The organism is Streptomyces sp. NBC_01320 (genome assembly GCF_035974375.1).
Taxonomy (GTDB): domain Bacteria; phylum Actinomycetota; class Actinomycetes; order Streptomycetales; family Streptomycetaceae; genus Streptomyces; species Streptomyces yanii.
Genome location: NZ_CP108390.1, coordinates 11,595,837 through 11,614,961, shown reverse-complemented (window position 1 = coordinate 11,614,961; position 19,125 = coordinate 11,595,837). Strand labels below are relative to the sequence as shown.

The window sequence follows — 19,125 nt, the reverse complement described above, 5'->3', positions numbered from 1 at the left end:
TGACCTCTGCTGACTTCTGTCCGGCAAACCAGTGCCATTGCTGGCATCGGTCGTCACAATCCCGGCCGACACACCGTTACAGGTGACACCCGGGCAGACCTCCCCGAATAAGAACAGCAACTTTCCCCGGATCGCCGCCGCATATACTCTGCGTCTTTCTTGGTGAGAACGGGCTTCGATGCAGTCAGCCACCTTGCCCAAGACGCCTAGCCTCAAATGCGGTTCTTGTACATCGGTACCCGGTTTTGCCTCCGGCTTCCTTCGGACCCCACCTCGCGATGACGCCCTTGCCGTTCGGCTAGCGAGTTAGTCTCACCTCTTCTCATCGGGACTTTCACCCTTTAGCTGCTGCCCATGTCGGGCGTACTGACTCCTCCACCCCGTGAACGGGGTGGCTTCTCGCTATGCCGGTTGGGCTTCGCGACGGACCAGCCCGGCCCGTAGAACGTTGAGAGCACCGACTGTGTCCGCGTGCGCGCTGTGGCCGCACGAGACGCAGTGGAACTTCTCCTGTGTGGGCCGGTTCTCCTTGGCGGTGTGCCCACATTCGGGGCATCGCCGGGAGGTGTTGCGGGGGTCCACGGCGATCACTTCCCGCCCGGCACTCTCAGCCTTTGCATTCAGGATCGCGAGGAACACCCCCCATCCGGCATCCGATATCGAGCGGTTCAGTCCGGCCTTGGCCGCGGCCCCGTTGGGCAGGAAGCGGCCCGGCTGGTCGGGGTCGGGCTTCGGTTCGGGGGCCTTGCTCATGTTGCGGATCTTAAGGTCTTCGTGCGCGATGAAGTCGTGTTCCCGCACGAGGCCGAGGGCGGTCTTGTGGGCGTGGTCGAGGCGCTGGCACCGCACCTTGCGGTGCAGACGTGCCACAGCCTCTACCGCCTTGCGGCGGCGCTTGCTTCCGCGCTTGCACCTGCTCAGTGCCTGCTGAGCTGCTTCGAGCTTCGCTGCGGCCTTTCGCCCGTGACGCGGGTTGGGCACGAACTCGCCGTTCGAGCCGGCGAGGAAGTTGGCAATGCCCAGGTCGATGCCGACCACGCTGCCGGTCGCGGGCAGCGGCTCGGGCCGGGCCCGCTCAGCGGTCAGGACCACATACCAGCGCTTGCCCTCACGCTTGACCGAGACCGTCTTGACATGGCCGACCACCGGCCGATGCCGGTGCACCTTGACGTGCCCGACCCCCTGAAAGCGGACGCGGGTGACCGGGTCATGCGCGGTGGCATCCCAACGGCAGCCGTCACCGTCCCTGGGGAACTCCACCGTGTCGAAGCGGCCGATCCCCCTAAAGCGCGGACAGCCCGGCTTGTCCCCGGCCTTGATGCGCCGGAAGAACGCGGCAAACGCCTTGTCCAGCCGGCGCAGGGTGGCCTGCTGCGAGGAGAACGACCAGCGGCCCTGACGCTCCGGGTCGCATGCCCGGATCTCCTTGAGCTGCACGGACTGCTGCCCGTACCGGACCGTCGTCTTCGAGACATGCCGGTAGGCGTCACGACGTTCCTGCAATGCCCCGTTATAGAGGGAACAGTGATCGCGGAGCATCTCACCGAGCGCTTGTTCCTGCCGGGCGGTGGGCCGCATGAGGAACTTGTACGCACGGATCATCCAGCCCACCTCCTCCGCGTCGATTCCATCGACCGCACTAGACTTGGCGCATGTCACCACGCTGGGAACCCAACCCCGATGTGCGGCGCGGCCGTCACGTAGTCTACAACCTTCACGCACACTTGGTGTTCGTCACCAAATATCGGTGCAACGTCTTCAATGACGAGATGCTGACGCGCTGCGAGGAGATCATGCGGAACGTCTGTACCGACTTCGGGACCGACCTGATCGAGTTCAACGGCGAAGAAGGCCACGTGCACCTGCTCGTGCACTACCCCCCGAAAGTCGCCCTCTCCAGCCTGGTCAACAGCCTCAAGGGCGTCAGCTCACGGTACCTGCGCGCCGAGTTCCCCGACCGCATCAACCGCGCAACCATGCACGGCCGCTTCTGGTCCGGCTCCTACTTCGCCGGATCATGCGGCGGCGCACCACTCCAGGTGGTGAAGGACTACATCGAGAACCAGAAGCGGCCCGACTGAGCGCGGCTCCGCGGGCGAGGCACTGCGGAGCGAAACTGCGGCGCTCCGCGCCGCAGGGTTCAGGATCGGATTCCCTCCCCGCCTGAAGACGGGGATTCCCTCCGAAGAAGACGGATGGACGACGACTGATGAGCGACAACCGAGGTGCCGAGGAAGCCGAGTGGCAACTGTTGTCGGAATCGGCGGCCTGCCTGGCGGCAACCCTGAGCTCGATGACGCAACGCCGTGTCGAACAGGCCACGATCTTTGCAGCTTTCGACCATGCATGCCCCGGGACGGCCGGCACTACGCAAGGCCGCCCCGTCCTCTCCGCGCTACTCGATGCCAGTTCGGTCCCGAGCCGGCTGCCGGTGCTGCGATGGTCGTAGACCGACGTGCCCAGGAGCGTTGCGGCCTGGGCCGCGGGCGCGACCAGGCCGGTGGCACCGCGCCGGGCGGCGCGTAGCCAGTCCCGAACCGTGCGTGCCGGGACGTCGAGGTCGCGGGCGATCGCGGCCTGGTCGGCGCCCTGTGTAGGAGCGAGTCCCGTCGCTCAGGGGTGCAGGACACCCCGGCAGTCTGGGCGGCGCAGCAGTCGGGCCTGCAGCATCTGCCGGGCCGCAGCGGCATCGACCACCCAGGGCACGATCACTTACCTGTCGCATCCAGTCAGCGTCACCGCGGCGCCGCCCGACCGGGAAGTGGGGAACTGGTGTTGCAGCCTGCCTGGACGATCACGTGGAGCAGGGCGGGTGCTGCGGCCGTGGGCATCGTCAACGCGTCCGTTACGCGGCTCCATCGCTTGGCGGTATGTCCCGGAATGTGTTCTTGGTCGGTTGGTGCTTTGCTGCTCGGTGGCGGCAGGCTGGCTTTCTTGGCGTGCCGCTCGTCTGTGCTTTCGAAACCGCAAGGCTCAAGGAGGAGTCCCGCATGTCCGTCTACACCCCCCAGCAGATCAGCCAGCCGCAGACCCAGCAGCCGCACAACCAGCAGCAGCTGTTCGGCCAGCCCCCGATCACGCAGCCGCAGTACGGCCAACAGCAGCCCTGGGGCCAGATCGGCCAGCAGCAGATCGCGCAGGTGGTCCAGCAGTCGATCCAACAGGCGTGCCAGCAGGCGAGCCAGCAGGTGGCGCAGCGCCTGCAGCAGTCGCTGCAGCAGATCCAGCAGGTCCAGCAGCAGCTGCAGCAGCAGGGCTTGGCCCACCAGGCGCACCCGTACCTGGCTGTCGCGCTGCACCACACCCTGCACCAGGGCGTGCGCAGCGCTGTGGAACAGGCCGTGCAGCAGGCGCTGCCTATCGCGATCCTGACGCTGGTGCAGCAGAGCCAGCAGAGCCAGCAGGGCCAGCAGCCGTCGGGCGGTGGTTACGGCCAGCAGCAGTTCGGCCAGTTCCCAGGCATGCAGCCGCAGGGCCAGCTCGGACAGTTCCCGGGCCAGGGGATGTTCGGGCAGCAGCCGCAGTACGGGCAGCTGTCGCCTATGGGCATGTGAGCACCCCGGTCGGGCAGCACCCGTTCCCTTTTCTCCCTGTGGGGGAGCGGGCCTGCCCGGCCGGATACCCCGCCGGGACGTGGCACGCGAGGGCCTCAGGCACGGCGGGACGCTGGCCGGGGAGCTCATGAACGCCCGCTTCCCGGCCGGCCACTGAAGATCCGGGGCGTACGACGACGCTTTACGTTGAGATGGCGGTTAGCTGAATGAGTGAGCAGGGCGGCAACGGTGTGAAGCCGGGCAACGGCAAGGGCGGGAAGAGCTCGCGTGCGCAGGGCGCGGTGGGCGAGGCCGAACAGCAGCCGCCGGCCGCAGGCGGGCCGGGCGGCACGGGCGGGGAACGCCGCGAGCGGCCGGAGGCCGGTGTGCCTGGTCGGGGTGTGCGGGCGGGGTGGGGCCGCTACCTGGTCGCGCCCCGACCCCTGGGGCTGCTGGGCGGTGGGGTGCCGCCGATCGAGGCCTCGGCGCTGTTCAAGCTGCTGGAGGAAGACCCCGATGTGGAACCGGTGGCGCAGGTGCGCCCGTCGCGGTCGCGCGGGTTGGGGGCGATCGCGGAGCCGCATCCGGCCTGCCCCCCGGTCGCGGTGGTGAAGATGCCCCAAGAGCGGGCCCGCGCCCTGGCCGGGAACCCGCAGGTGGTCGTGGAGATCGACCAGCCGCTGTCCTACACCCCCATCCCCTCCGTGGGTGTGGGCCCGGTGCCGGTGATCGACCCCATGCTGGCGGTCACGCTGGAGGAGCCCGAACAGTTCACGCTGCGAGTGGTGGGCGGTGACGGGGATGCGGTGGCCGGGGCGCATGTGTGGGCGATCGGCACCGGCGGCCCCGTGCACGGCATCACCGGCCCGGACGGGCGGCTGACGCTGACCCTGGCCGCGGACACCCCAGACACCCTGCAGGCCCTCTACATCCGCCCGGTGGCCGGCTACTGGCCAGGCCGCACCGGCACCCCCCAACCCGCGGGCAACGGGGAGGCGGTAGTTACGGTGCAGGCCCTGGCGGACACCTTCGAGGGCTTCCCCGGCAAGGCGCTCACCGGCTGGGGCAGCCAGGCGATGCGGCTCAACCAGATCCCGCCGACCTACCGCGGCGACGGAATTAAGATCGCTCTGCTCGATTCGGGGGTGAACACCGCCCACCCGGACCTCAAGAGCACCATTCAGCACGGTCACGACTTCACCGGCGCCGGAAACGGCACCTGGGGCCTCGATGTGACCGGGCACGGCACCTGGTGTGCTGGCATCGTCGCCGCGGCGGACAACAACGCCGGCATCGCCGGGATCGCGGCGGAGGCCGAGGTGCATGCCCTGAAACTGTTCCCCGGCGGGCACCTCAGCGACCTGCTCGAGGCGGTCGACTACTGCATCACCCACGACATCGACATCGCCCAGATCAGCCTCGCCTACCCCCTACCATCCCAGCTGGCCGCCTGGAAACTCGCCGACGCGCGCGCCGCCGGCATCAGCGTCATCGCCCCGGCCGGGGACACCGCCGGGCCTCTCACCCACCCGGCCGCGCTGCCGGGGGTCCTGGCGGTGGGGGCAATCGCGCACACCGGCACCTATCCCGTGAGCAGCCCGCTCACCGCGGCGCAGCCGCCGTGGCCCGGCCCCTACCCGGCACCGTTCACCCCCACCGGCCCCGGCGTGGACCTGGTCGCGCCCGGCGCGGCAGTCATTACCACCGCGCTCGGCGACGGCTATGCCGCCGTCGACGGCACGGCGATCGCCGCCGCGCACGTCACCGGCCTGGCGGCGCTGCTGCTGGCCCACCACGACCACCTGCGCACCCAGGCGGCGCCCCGCACCGCGGCCCGCGCCGACCTGCTGTACCTGCTGCTGCGCACCGCCTGCCAGCCCCTGCCCGGCGCCGACCCCCGCCTGGGGGCCGGGATCGCCGACGCCCCCACCGCCCTCGGTATCCCCGCCAGTTGGCAACAGGACTACCGGGCCGAGGGATACGCGGCGGCGCACCAGCGAGGCTGACGGCACGACGCCGTCACAGACTCCGCCCCCCCTTGCCGCCATACCGCCACACCCAGGGGGGTGGAACGCGGCCGCCGAGCCCACTGTCAACCGAACAGGTCGCGCACCCGGATCGTGCGCACCTTCAGCCATCGGGCCCGGCGCGCCGGCAACCGCCCGCTCGCCGCGGCGAACGAGACGTCCTTCGGCGGCAGCGCCTCGGCGCGGGTGGCCTTCCAGAAGTCCAGCCAGGCATCCGCCTCGGTCGGGCCGTGGCCGACAGCATCGGTTGTCTGTAAGAAGCTGTTGTCTTTCCGGACTTGAGGTCTGCGTTTCCGCTGGTCGGGCGTAGGGTCGGAGGTTCCGTGGGAGTAGTGGCCTGTCGTGCTGTCGCTCCCCGGGAGGTCGTGGATGCCATCGGTAGTTGGGCTGTTGGAACAGCGTGAGCTGGGTGCTCGCCGTCGGTGTTATCAAGTTGTCTATGAGCAGGATGGCTGATGGTGCATCAGGTCAAGGTGGGGTGAGGTGGCGGGCTCTGGGTCAGGCCGTGGCGGGCATGGCGGCGGTCCCGGTGATCTGGTTCCAGGTGGTGAAGCGATGCTGCATCTCGGCGCGGTAGTCGGGTGCGGCCATCAGGTGGCGACGGGGCCGGAAGCGCGGTGAGATCTGGCTGAACGCGGACAGGAACCTTTGGGTTCCGCCGGCCGAGCGGAAGCCCTTCATGGCGCGTTCACGCTGCCTCGTCGGCTGGTGGCTGTTCTCGGCCCGCGGTTGTTCAAGCCCTTGTGGGAGCGGTGCTCGACCGACGACATCAGCTCGCGGTGCGCGACGCCGTAGCTCTTCAGCTTGTCGGTGACCAGCACCCAGGGCACCCGGCACTGCTTCTTCATGAGCTTGGCCATGAAGCGCTTCGCAGCCTTTGCGTCCCGCCGGGACTGGAGCAGGATGTCGAGCACGGTACCGTCCTGGTCCACGGCCCGCCACAGGTAGTGCCGCACCCCGCTGATCTTCACGAACACCTCGTCGAGATGCCACTTGTCGCCGGCCTGGGGACGGCGGCGGCGCAGGGCCGCGGCGTACCGGGGGCCGAACCGGTCGCACCACCGGCGGAACGTCTCGTGAAAGACGACGATCCCGCGCGCGAGCAACAGCTCCTCGACTTCGCGGAAGGACAGGCGGAGGCGGTGGTACAGCCACACCGCATGGAAGATGATCTCCGGCGGGAACCGGAAACCCCTGTAGGACACCGTCGCTTCGGTCTCCACGGCCGCCCCCTGGTGATCAACAAACCCGACGATCATCCCAGCCCCAAGGCCACCAGCTCAACCTGACACTGCCACCGCGACACTGGACGTGTGCCCGGAGACCGAACGCGTCCGGCTGTCCTACCGGCGGGCGGAGGAGATCTTCGAGGAGAGCACCCGGCTACTGGCCAACCGTTCCTAAACAGTGTCCAGGAGTGAGCCTTGTACCCACGTCCCGGAACTGCGCGCATCCCGAACGGTTTTGGATGCGCTGGTCCCCCGCGTTCTCGTTGTCCCTGTCCGGTGACGCGCATCGTGTGCACGCTCCGCGACGGGGCGGCGGGTTTCCTCACGCCCTCGGTCACCATGATCGGCCTGGAGGGTCCGATGCCCAGCACCATCACTCTGGTGATGCTGGGGCGGTGCCGTCCGTCGCCGGATCGGGTGCCCGAGGGCGCGTCTGCCAATGGCCACCGAGGCGGCGTCATGGCGAGTCATGCTGCGAGTCTTGCTGATCAGGGGCTTGCGCCAGTGCTGGTCGCCCCACATCGAGGTGTATGCCGGGTCGACGGCGACGATCGCGATGCCGTGTTCGGCGGCCATGGAGACGATGCGGGCCTTGAGCTTGCCGGTAGGCATACCGCAGATGAGTTGCCGGAACCGCTTCTTGCGGCCGTGCTTCTCGCGGGTCTTCTCGGCGGCGAAGTCCAGGTTTTCGATGCCGATCGCCTGCGCGCCGGTCTGCTTGGTCCAGTGCAGGAGGCGGGTGAGGGCGTGCCGGATCTGGGCGTCGCGGTGGTCGGCGGTGCCGGACAGGTCGTAGTGGAAGCGGCGCGGGTCGCCGACCGGGTTGCCGTGCCGGTCGAGCCGGTAGGCGGCGAAGTGGTCGGCGTTCGTGTCGACGCCGACCATGCCCTTGGCGCGGGCGGTGGCCGGCGGCATCGTCTGCACGGCGGGCCTGGTCCACGAAGCGGTGAGATACCAGCGGCCCCGCTCAACGTGGTAGTGGATGCGGTAGGCGACGGCACGGTTGGCCTCGGTGCGGTCGCGCCACTCGTCCCCACGGTGCGCGAACGCGACCTTGGAGGCAAGAACGTACCGGCCATGCTTACTGTTGGCCAGGTGGGCGAGCGGGGCGGGCATCTTGATCGACACTTCGCCGTCAGGAGTGACGCGGATCGTCTCGTTCCCGAAGCGTTTTCCGGACTCGCCGTCCGCGGCGAGGAACCAGCGCTCAGCCTCCCAACGCTGACGCCACTCGCGCTCGGTGAGCTGCGCGGCCTGAAGGTTGTGCCGGTTCTTGAGCAGCCGCCGGCCGCCGCGAACGACACGGACATGTCCGGTCTTCCAGTCGTCGCGGGCCACGTCGAGGCGGTGTTCCAGGGTGGCCAGGCGGCGGGACTTGTGGAACCACTCGCCCTTGGACCGGTACCCGCCCGGCCCCCGCTTGCTGCCTTTCTCCCCGATCGGGAGGGACAGGCGGTGTCGCAGCGTGCGGATACCGGCCTCAAGGTTCTGGACATGGGCGAGCAGGCAGCGTCGGGCCAGGCCGTACTGGTCATGCGTAGCCTTCGTGATCGCACCCGCGATACGCGACGACGACTGCTCGGTCAGGTCACGCTTGCGGGACGCCCACGCGTCGTTGTCGTGCTTGTGCCCGGCTTCGCAACGGGCCTTGAGATCGAGACAGGCCAGGCGGCCCTGGTGCTCGCCGACCAGACGCAACACCTTCTCGTCCTTTGGTGTGAGGTGCTTGAGGCGGTCGCGTAACGCCACACCGGACGGGCCGACAGCAACGAACGGCAAGTCGATGGTACGGAGCTGCTTCTTGTCAGCCATCGGCAGCCGCCGCTTCCAGTGCCTTCCTGGCACGGTTCTTCGCACTGCGGCGGCCGTACAGGCGGGCACAGAACGAGGTCAGAACCTCCACCATGTCGCGCACCAGGTCGTCTTCGACCTCGCCGTCATCCAGCACAACGAGTCGACGGCCGGTTGCAGCCAGAGCGGCCTCAACGAGTTCGACGTTCATACGGCCCAACCGGTCTTTGCGCTCCACCACTACCGTGGTCACCGCAGGGTCGGCCAGCAGGCGACGGGCCTTGGCGCGGGCGCCGTTCATGCCCGAAGCGATCTCGGATTCGACGCGCACGACCTTATGCCCGGCCTTCGCGGCCCATGCCGACAAGCGTGCGGTCTGCCGCTCCAGATCGGCCTTCTGGTCATGGAAGGAGACACGGGCGTACAGGCCCACGCCACCGGTCACGGACGGTGAGGTGTTCGCATCGATGTTCACCAGGATCGTGCGCGGCCCCACTCGCTCCGCAGGGACCGGCAGCGTGCCCTCACGGAACCAGCGGTACGCAGTACGCGGGGCGACCCCCTGTGCGCGTGCCCATTCCGTCAGGTTCATACACCAGATCATACGACACTCCTGACACCTGAAGGACACTCATGGACACTTAGTCGAGAGCAGTTCCTGACCCCCTCGCCTCACCCGAGGACATCGACGAGCTGGAGGGCTGGACGCTGCACCGGCTCCGGCACTCCGCGCTCACCCATGACGCCGAGCGCGGGCCCCTCCACCCCGATGCTGCTGGCCCGCTCCCGCCATGCCTCCGTCCGCTCCCTGGAGCGATACGCCCGCCCCGGCGTCGACGCGGTCGCCGCGCACGTCGCCGCGTCTGACCCCGCCGCCCGCTGCCGGGGTTGATCACAGCGGCCTACAGAACGTTCCCGGAGTATTCCTGCGGCCTCGCAATGCCTCAAATCATGCGGTTCGGTGACATCATGAGTAATGAATTCCGCGTCATGACGGTCGTCCGACCAGGCGACACCTGAGCCTCTTCCTGCCTGTCAGCACGGGAAGGCGGTGAGCACGTGAGCGACACCGAGCAGGAGCCCACTGCGTCCGAAGGAACAGAGGCGGAGACCACCCCCGAGGAGTCACCGGCCACGACTGAGGCCGGTCCTGCAGAGGGCGAAGAGCCGACCCCCGCGGCTGAGGAGACCGGGGCTGAAGAACCCGCAACCCCCGCGGCTGAGGAGACCGGGGCTGAGGAACCGGCTCCTACCGCGGCTGAGGAGACCGGGGCTGAAGAACCCGCGACCCCCGCTGCCGAGGAGACCGGGGCTGAAGAACCCGCCACAGAGGAGTAGGAGAAATGCTGTGCGCGACGGTCGTCGCGCACAGCCACGACGGCAGTCTCGAAAGCAGGCTCGGAACGCCCTGCATCCCGCCGTGCGAGGGGCAGAAGTCAGGATGCTTGCAGCGCCGCCGGTGCCACTGCGGACGGGTCCCCGCTGGCCACCCACCGGAAGCGGGCCATCATCATCATGTCGTCGACGTTCTCCCGCACGGACCCGTCCACGATGCCAAGACCGTCCGGGCGTTCCCGCAGCACCACATCGCCCGGCTCCGCATCATCCATGATCTGCTGGTAGTCCGCCGAGTCGGGGTAACCCGAGAACTCGTACACCCAGTGGCCCATGCCTGCCATCCTGCCGGGAACACCGAGCACCCCACTGATCAGGCACGAAGGCGGTGGGGTGGATCCGCCCGAAGGGATCAGAGGCATTGCTGATCACACAAGTCCGCGGCCCGGGGGCCTGGAGCCGTCCGCGCAGCTGCGGCAACTGGTCGTCGTCCCCGCGGGCAAGCGCCTCTCCGAGCTAGACCGGCTGCGCCGCTCGCCGCGCGACATCTCCGCGCGCCGAGTGGGCAAGGCGCTGGAACGCTACGAGTCGCTGCGCGCCTTCGGCGATCACGCCTGGAACCTGGACGCGATACCCCCGGGACGGCTACAGGCCCGCAGGCTGAGGGCGCCAGTCCGGCGTCCTTGATGTTCTTTGCGGCGTTCACGTCGGCGTGGTCGGTGTGGGTGCAGGCTGCGCACGCGAAGGCCGCTCGGCTCCTACGGTTGTTCGCGTCCGTGTGACCGCAACGGTTGCACCGCTGCGACGTGAAAGCCGGGTTGATCAGGGAGGCGGCGGTACCGGGCCGTCTCACCGGCTGTGACCGCTGCCGGGCTGGGTGCACGGTTTCGCTGAAGGACGGCAGACCCAGCCTCCAACGTTCGCTACCCGAAGGGGTGTTGACTTCCCTACTGGATTTAGGTTTTCTTAATGGTATGAGGGAGGATCGCAGGCTCCGCCGTCACAATGAGACTGTGCAGGAGATCCTCGACGTTGCGGTCGAGGTCATGGCCGAGGAAGGCGTGGCGGCGCTCAGCCTCGCGGAGGTCGCGCGGCGGGTGGGCATGCGTCCGCCGTCCCTGTACCAGTACTTCCCGTCGAAGATGGCCGTCTACGACGCGCTGTTCGAACGCGGGATGCGGCAGGCGGTCGAAGTGCTGGATCCGTACCTCGCCAGACTCTCCGAGGATCCGCGGAGCGCCATCACCGCGGGCCAGGAGGCCACCATCACCTGGGTGATGACCAACCCGGTGCTCGCACAGCTCCTCTACTGGCGGCCGGTGCCAGGTTTTGAACCCTCTCCCCGGGCGTTCGAGCCCGCCGTGCGACAGTTGGAGGCCCTGCGCACGGCACTACAAGCGGCCGTGGACGCCGGGCAGCTGGCGTCTGCGGCCGCAAGCGAGGAAGGCGTGGCTCTCTACACGGTGCTGACGTCCGGTGTGATCAGTCAGCAGCTTTCCAACGAACCGTCTCCATCGGCCGGGGAGGGCCGGTTCACCCGGCTCGCACAGACGGCACTGGACATGTTCTTCCGCTACTTTGCCCCCGAGGAGGGCGAGTCCGATGACCACATCCTTCGTGGCAGCCGCACACCTGCCGCCGACCGGCCGCGACCGGTCGGCTGAGATCGCCGAGGCCGAGGGCCGGGCAGCCCTCGCCCTGCTCAAAGGCCTGCGCAACGGCGACTGGTCGCTCCCCACCGACTGCGGCGAGTGGGACGTGCGCACCCTCGTCTCCCACCTCGTCGGCCAGTGCGAGGACAACATCCGTCTCCGTACGATGCTGCGCCGCCAGCTCGTGGGGCCGCGCCGCTACCCCGACAAGATCACGCTCGACGCCCACATGGCCGTGCAGATCGACGACCATGCCTCCGAGGCCGGACCGGCGCTGGTGGAGCAGTTCGCACTGCTGTGGCCCCGCGCCGTGCGCGCCCGCAGGCGGAGGCCCGGTCCGATGCGGCGCGTCACGGTAGACAGCGGGATCCCCGAGGTGCCCCGGATGTCCATCGCCTACCTGCTCGATGTGATCTACGTACGCGACCTGTGGATGCACCGCATCGACCTGGCGCGGGCCACAGAACAGCCGGTCGCACTCGAGGAGCACGACCGGCACATCGTCGAGCAGGTGGTCCGCGACCTGGCGCTGGCCTGGTCCGACGCGCCGGTCCATCTGGAGCTCAGTGGCCCCGCGGGCGGTAATTGGCTGCTGGGCTCCGGCGAACCGGCGGGGGTTGTCAGCGCGGACGCCGTGGCGTACATGCGTGTACTGTCCGGCCGCGACGGCGAGGCCGCGCTGGAGCTCGCCTCCGGTGCCCAGGAGGCCCTTGCGGCCGTCCGCCGGGCCAGGGTCGTGTTCTGACGGACAGCCGCCTCATGGCCCGGGCCCGGTCAGGCCCGGACCATGGCCCCGATTCCATGTGCCGTCCTGCCGGTGCGAGTTCATCTCCGGCGGGGCGGCACGGCTCTCTCTCAGCGGTACAGCGCGTCCACCTCGACCGCATACGCCGTCTCGATCGCCTTCCGCTTCAGCTTCAGCGACGGGGTCAGCAGACCGTGCTCCTCGGTGAACTGATGCGCAAGGATCCGGAAGGTACGGATCGACTCGGCCTGCGACACCGCCGTGTTGGCGGCCACCACCGCCCGCCTGACCTCCATCTCCAGATCCGGGTCCCGCACCAGGTCCGCCGCGTTCATCGGCGGCCGCCCCTGCATGGTGAGCCAGTGGTCCACGGACTCCTGATCCACGGTCACCAGCGCCGCGATGTACGGCCGGTCGTTGCCGACCACGATGCACTGCGCCATACGTGATCCTCTCCTCCAGTTGCCTCCTCCTGGCCTCGCGCTTCGTGGGCTCGGACGGCCGGCGGCGCCACTTGTAGAACCACGCCTCGGATACCCCGAGAGCGCGGCAGGCGACGGTGTGCGGGATGTCGTACTCGGTCCTCTGGTCGCTGATCACCCCAACGAGCAACGCCGGGTTCCCCTCAGCTACTTCGCCCAAAGGGCCATGCAGCGTTTGAGGACGTCACGCTCCATCTCGAGCTCCCTGATCCGCTTGTTCTTCTCCGCGTCCTGCCTGCGCAGCCGGGCCAGTTCCTCGCGCTCGGGCACGCTCAGCGTCCCGTCCCCGCCGGCCTTCTTCGCCCTCGACACCCAGGTGCTCAGGGTGGTCTCGTTGATCCCCAGGTCCTTCGCGACCTGCGCGATCGGCCGACCGGTCTCGGAGACGATCCGCACAGCCCCCTCACGGAACTCCGCGTCGAACTTCCGTCGCTTCTCTGCCATGACCCCCAACTTCCCCTGCAATCACGGCCTCTACGCTACGAGGGGATGGTCACTCGCCCTGTCCCTTCAGATCGTGAGCGCACCCTGAGCTGGTTGATGCACTCGCGCCGTTTGTGCCGGGACTACGAAACACTGACCGCGACCAGCGAGGCGATGATCCAGTGGTCGATGATCACGCGGATGGGTCGCCGCCTGGCGAGGCTACGAGCCTGCGGCCGGCACTGAACGCGCCAGACGCCTCCTGGAGCAACCAGCCCCGCTCGGCCAGGCGTTTCGCCTTCGAGCGCACCCCCTCGACCTTCGCCGCCACCGCCGTGTCGATGCCCATCGCGGCCGCAATGTCCTTGGCCCGCAAGGGTTCCAGGCCCGGCCGGTCCTGCAGCACATTCAAGATCCGCTGATTGTCCGGCGAGAGCACCGACACCTCCAGTCCCTCCCGCCAGGGCGGCACGACCGCTCCCGGCACCGACGCGGCCGCAGGCGTGGGAACGGAGGTGGGTGCCGTTTCTCCCTCGCCCGCGGCTTCCGTCACGGAAGTGGTCTCGGCGGCGGATGCGGCCAGAGCGTCGACGAGCTCTTCGCGTGCGATCACCCGCCGGTCCAGCTCGATCTCGCCGGCCTCCAAGGCCGCAGCCGCACGGGCCGCCTCCTCCCGCAGGGCCTCCACCCGCTCGCGGGCAGACGCTTCCCGCGCCTCCAAGAACCCCAGCATCGACGCCATCGCGCACCCCTCGACGAACAAGCGGAAGCAGAACGCTGGATGCCTCCCTCACCCCGACCGAGACCATGCCTGACCAGCAGGAATCAAGCGATCATATTCGGTTGAGATACGACTTCTGACCCCTCCCACACACCAAGCTGATAAGCCCAGGTCACCTCACCAACCACTGATCAGCAAACCCGCTCCTGGACAGAAACGCCCCGCGAGGGCTCGGCATCGGGTGGGCAACTGGGCTGCCGATCAGGTCCACTTCGCCGGGTCGTGGATCCAGGACGATACCGGCCGCCAGAACAACGACCCCGAGTCCTGGAAGCGACCCGTAGATTTCCGACTGGTCCACTCAGAGCATTCAACTCGGCGCGCCAGCCGAGACGTTTTTCACAGTCGACGGCGGGGCTGAATCTGGTCTGGGATGGCGAGGAGGTCTCCGGTTGAGTGGACATGACCGCATGAACACCCACACCAGGGGGCATGAGTTTCAGTGAGCCTTTCTTCGGATTATCCCGACGTACCCGAGTGGAAGCCGAAGCCCGAGGGTTACCAGGCGGGGGCCGTAGCCAAATACAAGGGCAATATTTTCCGTGCGGCATTCTGGGCCTCGGAACCGGGGGTGGGGGACCCCAACAAGAACGGCTGGCGTCACTTCGACGAGTTGTACGACCAGACCCCGCACAAGGAGACCGAGCGGGCGAAAGTCATTGCCTACATCCCCACCTGGCGGAAGGAGGAAGGCTTCGACTACGGCAAGGGTGCGATGTACAAGTACATCACGCACGGCCTCATCGCGTTCTTGACGTTCAGCGAGGAGAACGTCGGGGAGTTCGACTCCGCCTCGGTCCGGGAGATCAGCGCCGTTCTCTCGGACATACACATGGCCGCGAACCGTTACGGGACCAAGATCATGGTCGCCCTCGGCGGTGCGAACGACTTCGCCTTCCTGGACCTGATGACGGCGATCGGGAACGACCCGGCGTCGCCGAAGCTCGACCAGACCGTGCGCAACGTCGTGGACTACGTCACCCACAACGGCCTGGACGGCGTCGACCTCGACCTGGAGTGCTGGTGGGGCCGGCCCGGCCAGGGCGACCAGGGCGGCCGGATGAAGAGTGACGGGCCGCATCCCGCGGGGCGGGGGCTGACGTTGTTCGCCAAGAGGCTGAAGGAGGCCATGCCCGACAAGGTCGTGTCGGCGGCCGTCTTCGGCACCTCGTGGTACGGGAACAATTACGACTCGGACATGGCCGAACACCTCGACTGGATCAGTGTGATGACCTACGACCTCACCGGGTCGTGGGACAAGTCCCCGGTCGGCCCGCATTCCGCGCTGCACAAGATTCGCGGGAAGAAGACGGCGGAGATCCGTGAGTCGGACGTCTATCTGGAGTCGTACCTCGACGAACAGCAGGGCGGCTGGCCGGGAGCCGGGGCGGGCACCGGTCCGAACGCCCCGGACGACGACGCCCTGGAGAACAATCCGATCCTGTCGGTCGAGGACTGCCTCTGGTACTGGACGAATCCGCTCTTCCTGAACTGGCAGGGAGCGGGGCAGGGCGTGGACCGCGGCAAGATCGCGGCCGGAGTGCCCGTCTACGGCTACGACTTCGCCGCGGCCAAGGAGCCGGACGACCTCACCGGTGAAGTGCCCCCGGGCTACAAGGTGCTGCGGTACAAGGAAATCCTGGACGAGTTCCCGGACGCCCTTGAGGCTAAGGACGCGAACATCAAGGTGGACGGGAAAACGCCCCGCCCCAAGCTCACTGAACCCCTGCCTCCGGGCGAGTACCCGTACGCCCACAACATCTATTTCGAGACCCCGGACACCGCTGTCACCAAACTGAAGTTCCTCAAGGACGTGGGCGCGCAGGGCGTCATCATCTGGGAACTCTCCAATGACGTCTGGGAAGACGGCAACGGCATCATCGAGGCCCTTTACCGTGCCTCCGGCAACCCCGTCACCGAGCCCTCGCCGATCACCGATCCGCCGGTCCCGGTGGCGAATTCCTACCTGTGGGACTCCCTGGGCTTCCTGGGACACGCGGCCGGCCCTCTGCAGTTCCAGGACGACGGCACCAAGGACAACGGCATGCGGCAGTTCTCGGCCCGGCTGTGGAACATTCCCGACGACGCGGACTGGAAGAGCGTCGCCCAGAACTGCCCGGCCGTGGTCAAGAGGCAGTACTTCAACCGGCCGACCCGCATCGTCGACAAGGGCGCCCTCGGACTCTGGGGCGAGTTCGACGTCCTCGACAATGCCGACGTCCCGGACTGGTTCTGGGGTCACATGGAGGAGAAGGACGGGGCGCCCGACGGGTACACGCGGTACGCCTCGCGCCTTTGGGGGCTCTCCCTCAGCGACGACTGGCAAGAGGCCGCGAAGCAGACCCCGGCGCTCATCGCAGGCCAGTACTTCGACGAGCCGACGGAAATCGAGGACAAGGGAGTCGGCGGACTCTGGGGCATCTTCGACGTCAGTGACAAGCCGAGCCCCATCCCCGCGTTCACGGCGCAGGCCAAGGGCGACAACGACTGCATGTACTGCCAGGTCGACACCCTTCCGTCCCTGGACGGCCTGGTCAACGTGGAACGGTTCAACCTGACGAACACGATGACCATCGGCGAGGACGCGCCCTTCCTCTACTCGGTGATCACGAAGGACGACGACTCGGTTGACTTCCCCGAGGGCGTCGTCATGACCGTCACGGATCCCGACGGGAACACCTACGACAAGGACATCGACCAGGATGGCAAACTCGTCAAGATGTCCGGCGACTCGATCCGGTGCCTGATCGTCGAGAACCCGCAGGCCGGCGACTGGACCATGTCGATGAGCGTGACCAGGGACGCCGAGTTCCGCTGCGAATGCAACACCGTGCCGGGCACCGACGTCTTCGACACCATGGTCGCGACCCGCCGGAAACTCCACGAAGGGCAGGGCCTCGAACCCCGGGACATCAGCTGGTTCAGCGTCGCGGCGTTCGTGGGTACCGCGGCTGTCTGGGTGCTCGCCCCCGAACTCGCCCTCTCCTACCGGCTGGCCGTCGCCGTTGCCGGAGCAGGCCTCTCCGTACTCGCGCAACTGGGCACCAGCAAGGCCGGTGTCGCGGAAAACTTCTCCGACGCCGCGGGCATCCTCGACAAGGTCGCGAAGGATCTCGTGAGGGAAGGTCCCTCCGCGCTGAAAAAGTACTGGTATCTGATCGACAAGAACATTTCCGGGGCGGAGGCCCGGGTGGCCCTCAGGTACCCGGCCAACATCGTCCGATGGCTCGGAGTGCACAAAGACGTGTACAAGGAAACCGGACAGATGACGGACGCGGAGATGCAGAACTCCATCCGCCATGTGTACTGGCAGTGCCTGCTCAAGAAAAGGCTCGGGGAAGAATTCGCCAAGCAGATGGCCGAAGCGCACGAGGAGGCCCTCCCCGGATCCGATGCGGACAACAAGGCGGACGAGGCCAACAACATCATCGGCCTCCGCCTCGCGGACGAAGTGAAAACCGACAAGGAATGCAAGGAGCGAGTCCACCAGATGTGGGAAGCGGGACAACTCGCCACCCGGCACGACTACGAGTAAGCGTCCAACCCCGCCCGCTGTCCCCCGGTGCTCACACCGGGGAACAGCGGGCAAACCGCTCCCTCGGTCGCGACCTTCGCTGCGGGATGCGAACACAGATGTCGGCGTACCGTTGGCGAGCCGCTCCTGATACTCCTTCGTTCCCGCAACGTGCTGATCTTGCTTCTGCCGAAAAATCGAGGCGAAGCAATTGCTGTTGTGAACGAGGACAGGGGGTTCACCCGCCAGCACATAGTACGTGTGCTACGCGACTGCCTCTACCTGCTTTTATGCAGGTCAAGCGCGGTTTGCTGGTCCGTTGAGGTGCGTGGGTGTTCGTGGTTGTGCGGGGTTGTTGCCGTCGCTACTGCCGTCAGACGGTTCAGCCCAGGTACGGCTTCTCCCGGTGTTCCAGGAAGTGCCGAAGCCTGAGCTGTTGGGTGTGGTGCATCGGCAACTGCTCGATCGCTTCCGGCGGAACGAACCGGAGTTCGGTGGACTCGTCGGAGATCTCTAGCTGGCCGCCGGTGATGCGGGCGGTGAAGCAAACGTTGAACTGTCGCCGGACTTCGCCGTCGGTGTAGGCGATGATGTGTTTCGGGTCGGTGTAGGTGCCGACCAGGCCGGTGATCTCTACGTCGAGGCCGGTCTCTTCCCTGACTTCGCGGACGGCCGTGCCTGGCAGGGAGTCGGCGAGGTCCATGCCCCCGCCGGGCAGGGCCCATAGGTCGTTGTCGCGGCGGCGCTGGAGGAGGATGCGCCCGTGATCGTCGGTGACGACGGCGGACGCGGCGACGACCATGCTGTTCGGCTTGGGCGCGCTGGGGTCGTCGTAGTACTCGGTGCGGGCCACGGTCAGCCTTCCTCTCGTACGGGGGTTGCCGTCGCCCACACAGCGTCGAAGCTCTCGGCGTAGGTGTCGAACATGCCGCCTGTCTCGTGACGGCGAAGGTGCCACACGGGGGCGGCGTAGGCATTGACGCCCCACATGTGTGCGTTGACGAGTTGCTGGTCGTCGGCGCGGTAGAGGGAGTTGTAGAGCGTGGTTTCGTGGGTGCGGACTTCGATGCCGGGGGTGCCGGCGAGCGGCCTGTAGTGCATGAGCGCGAGGCGGCAGCGGGATTCGATGCCGTGGCCGAACCGCTCCTCCTTGCCTCGGGCTTGGACGGTATCGCTGTCGGCGTCCCCGATCGCGATGCGGACGGTGCACCCTTCGGCGGCGCGTTCGGTGAGGAGTTGGTTCAGCCGCGGGTACGCCTCGTGGAGGAAGACGGCCGCATAGACGAGGATGTCGATCCGTTCCCGGGCTTGGGCCATCAGGTCGGTGAACGCCGAGACGGGGATGTCGGCCCGCTGCTCGTAGAGCGCCACCAACTCAGGGCTGGTGGCGCGGGCGGGGCGGGCCTGGCGGAGCGCCGGCCAGAGTGCGTGCACGTCTTCCCCCAGGGCCTTGGCCGCCTGGAGGACGGTAGCACGACGTGGGATACGCCCAAGGTTCACCCAGCGCTCGACCGACTTGGGGTCGACCTCGACCTGCTGAACGAGTGCGGCGTACGTCCAACCTTCCGCTGCCATGACGGCTCGTAGTCTCTCGTTCGGCACGAGTCTCCCCC

17 protein-coding genes and 3 pseudogenes are annotated in these 19,125 nt (G+C 67.6%); 9 read left to right on the top strand and 11 right to left on the bottom strand.

Annotated features, from left to right (window positions below; genetic code table 11):
• Positions 1 to 402: 402 nt before the first annotated feature.
• Positions 403 to 1,602, bottom strand: a complete 1,200-nt coding sequence (locus OG395_RS53695; RefSeq protein ID WP_327249203.1) for an RNA-guided endonuclease InsQ/TnpB family protein — start codon at positions 1,600 to 1,602, stop codon at positions 403 to 405.
• Between the two features lie 50 nt (positions 1,603 to 1,652).
• Here OG395_RS53695 and tnpA point away from each other — a divergent pair, with 50 nt between their 5' ends.
• The 4 genes from tnpA to OG395_RS53675 all read left to right on the top strand — a co-directional run bounded on the left by tnpA (position 1,653) and on the right by OG395_RS53675 (position 5,539).
• Positions 1,653 to 2,081 carry an IS200/IS605 family transposase gene (gene tnpA / locus OG395_RS53690; RefSeq protein ID WP_327241271.1) on the top strand — a complete coding sequence of 143 codons (429 nt, stop codon included), beginning with the start codon at positions 1,653 to 1,655 and terminating at the stop codon, positions 2,079 to 2,081.
• Positions 2,082 to 2,209: 128 nt separating this feature from the next.
• Positions 2,210 to 2,449 (top strand): hypothetical protein, encoded by a 240-nt coding sequence (locus tag OG395_RS53685; RefSeq protein WP_327241272.1) that lies wholly within the window; start codon positions 2,210 to 2,212, stop codon positions 2,447 to 2,449.
• Between the two features lie 541 nt (positions 2,450 to 2,990).
• Positions 2,991 to 3,554, top strand: coding sequence for a hypothetical protein (locus tag OG395_RS53680; protein ID WP_327241273.1), 564 nt, complete (start codon positions 2,991 to 2,993; stop codon positions 3,552 to 3,554).
• A 206-nt stretch (positions 3,555 to 3,760) separates the two neighbouring features.
• Complete coding sequence (locus OG395_RS53675) at positions 3,761 to 5,539, top strand: S8 family serine peptidase (protein ID WP_327241274.1); 1,779 nt, start codon at positions 3,761 to 3,763, stop codon at positions 5,537 to 5,539.
• Positions 5,540 to 6,058: 519 nt separating this feature from the next.
• On the opposite strand, the pseudogene OG395_RS53670 reads toward OG395_RS53675, so the two are convergent.
• From OG395_RS53670 to OG395_RS53660, 3 genes and pseudogenes are all read right to left on the bottom strand, one after another.
• Positions 6,059 to 6,819: pseudogene (locus OG395_RS53670) on the bottom strand (IS6 family transposase).
• Positions 6,820 to 6,960: 141 nt separating this feature from the next.
• Entirely contained in the window at positions 6,961 to 8,601 is a 1,641-nt protein-coding gene (locus tag OG395_RS53665; protein ID WP_327241275.1) for a transposase, read from the bottom strand.
• A complete protein-coding gene (locus OG395_RS53660; protein ID WP_327241179.1) occupies positions 8,594 to 9,172 on the bottom strand; it encodes an IS607 family transposase in 579 nt (192 codons plus the stop codon). Before OG395_RS53660 ends, OG395_RS53665 begins: the two co-directional genes overlap by 8 nt.
• 147 nt (positions 9,173 to 9,319) lie before the next feature.
• Here OG395_RS53660 and OG395_RS53655 point away from each other — a divergent pair, with 147 nt between their 5' ends.
• Complete coding sequence (locus tag OG395_RS53655; protein ID WP_327241276.1) at positions 9,320 to 9,472, top strand: PmrA; 153 nt, start codon at positions 9,320 to 9,322, stop codon at positions 9,470 to 9,472.
• A gap of 544 nt (positions 9,473 to 10,016) precedes the next feature.
• Here OG395_RS53655 and OG395_RS53650 read toward each other — a convergent pair.
• Positions 10,017 to 10,250, bottom strand: coding sequence for a hypothetical protein (locus OG395_RS53650; RefSeq protein ID WP_327241277.1), 234 nt, complete (start codon positions 10,248 to 10,250; stop codon positions 10,017 to 10,019).
• 58 nt (positions 10,251 to 10,308) lie between these two features.
• Between OG395_RS53650 and OG395_RS53645 the strand changes: the two genes are divergently transcribed.
• Complete coding sequence (locus OG395_RS53645) at positions 10,309 to 10,602, top strand: hypothetical protein (protein ID WP_327249752.1); 294 nt, start codon at positions 10,309 to 10,311, stop codon at positions 10,600 to 10,602.
• Positions 10,603 to 10,612: 10 nt separating this feature from the next.
• Here OG395_RS53645 and OG395_RS53640 read toward each other — a convergent pair.
• A pseudogene (locus tag OG395_RS53640) lies at positions 10,613 to 10,768 on the bottom strand (zinc ribbon domain-containing protein); the annotation flags it as partial.
• A gap of 160 nt (positions 10,769 to 10,928) precedes the next feature.
• Here OG395_RS53640 and OG395_RS53635 point away from each other — a divergent pair.
• Both OG395_RS53635 and OG395_RS53630 read left to right on the top strand, forming a co-directional pair.
• The gene (locus tag OG395_RS53635) at positions 10,929 to 11,579 is read left to right on the top strand and encodes a TetR/AcrR family transcriptional regulator (protein WP_327241278.1); all 651 of its coding nucleotides are present in this window, start codon (positions 10,929 to 10,931) and stop codon (positions 11,577 to 11,579) included.
• Complete coding sequence (locus OG395_RS53630) at positions 11,518 to 12,312, top strand: maleylpyruvate isomerase family mycothiol-dependent enzyme (protein ID WP_327241279.1); 795 nt, start codon at positions 11,518 to 11,520, stop codon at positions 12,310 to 12,312. Before OG395_RS53635 ends, OG395_RS53630 begins: the two co-directional genes overlap by 62 nt.
• Before the next feature lie 110 nt (positions 12,313 to 12,422).
• On the opposite strand, the pseudogene OG395_RS53625 reads toward OG395_RS53630, so the two are convergent.
• The 3 genes and pseudogenes from OG395_RS53625 to OG395_RS53610 form a co-directional block, all read right to left on the bottom strand.
• Positions 12,423 to 12,755 (bottom strand): annotated as a pseudogene (locus OG395_RS53625) (long-chain fatty acid--CoA ligase); the annotation flags it as partial.
• Between the two features lie 186 nt (positions 12,756 to 12,941).
• Positions 12,942 to 13,238 (bottom strand): transposase, encoded by a 297-nt coding sequence (locus OG395_RS53620; RefSeq protein ID WP_327241280.1) that lies wholly within the window; start codon positions 13,236 to 13,238, stop codon positions 12,942 to 12,944.
• 172 nt (positions 13,239 to 13,410) lie between these two features.
• A complete protein-coding gene (locus tag OG395_RS53610) occupies positions 13,411 to 13,959 on the bottom strand; it encodes a hypothetical protein (RefSeq protein ID WP_327241281.1) in 549 nt (182 codons plus the stop codon).
• Positions 13,960 to 14,440: 481 nt separating this feature from the next.
• Between OG395_RS53610 and OG395_RS53605 the strand changes: the two genes are divergently transcribed.
• On the top strand, positions 14,441 to 17,533 hold the full coding sequence (locus OG395_RS53605) for a glycoside hydrolase family 18 protein (protein ID WP_327241282.1): 3,093 nt from the start codon (positions 14,441 to 14,443) through the stop codon (positions 17,531 to 17,533).
• 361 nt (positions 17,534 to 17,894) lie between these two features.
• On the opposite strand, the gene OG395_RS53600 is transcribed toward OG395_RS53605, so the two are convergent.
• Together OG395_RS53600 and OG395_RS53595 are read right to left on the bottom strand one after the other, a co-directional pair.
• The gene (locus tag OG395_RS53600; RefSeq protein WP_327241283.1) at positions 17,895 to 18,365 is read right to left on the bottom strand and encodes an NUDIX domain-containing protein; all 471 of its coding nucleotides are present in this window, start codon (positions 18,363 to 18,365) and stop codon (positions 17,895 to 17,897) included.
• A gap of 2 nt (positions 18,366 to 18,367) precedes the next feature.
• Complete coding sequence (locus OG395_RS53595; protein ID WP_327241284.1) at positions 18,368 to 19,087, bottom strand: XRE family transcriptional regulator; 720 nt, start codon at positions 19,085 to 19,087, stop codon at positions 18,368 to 18,370.
• Positions 19,088 to 19,125: the final 38 nt, after the last annotated feature.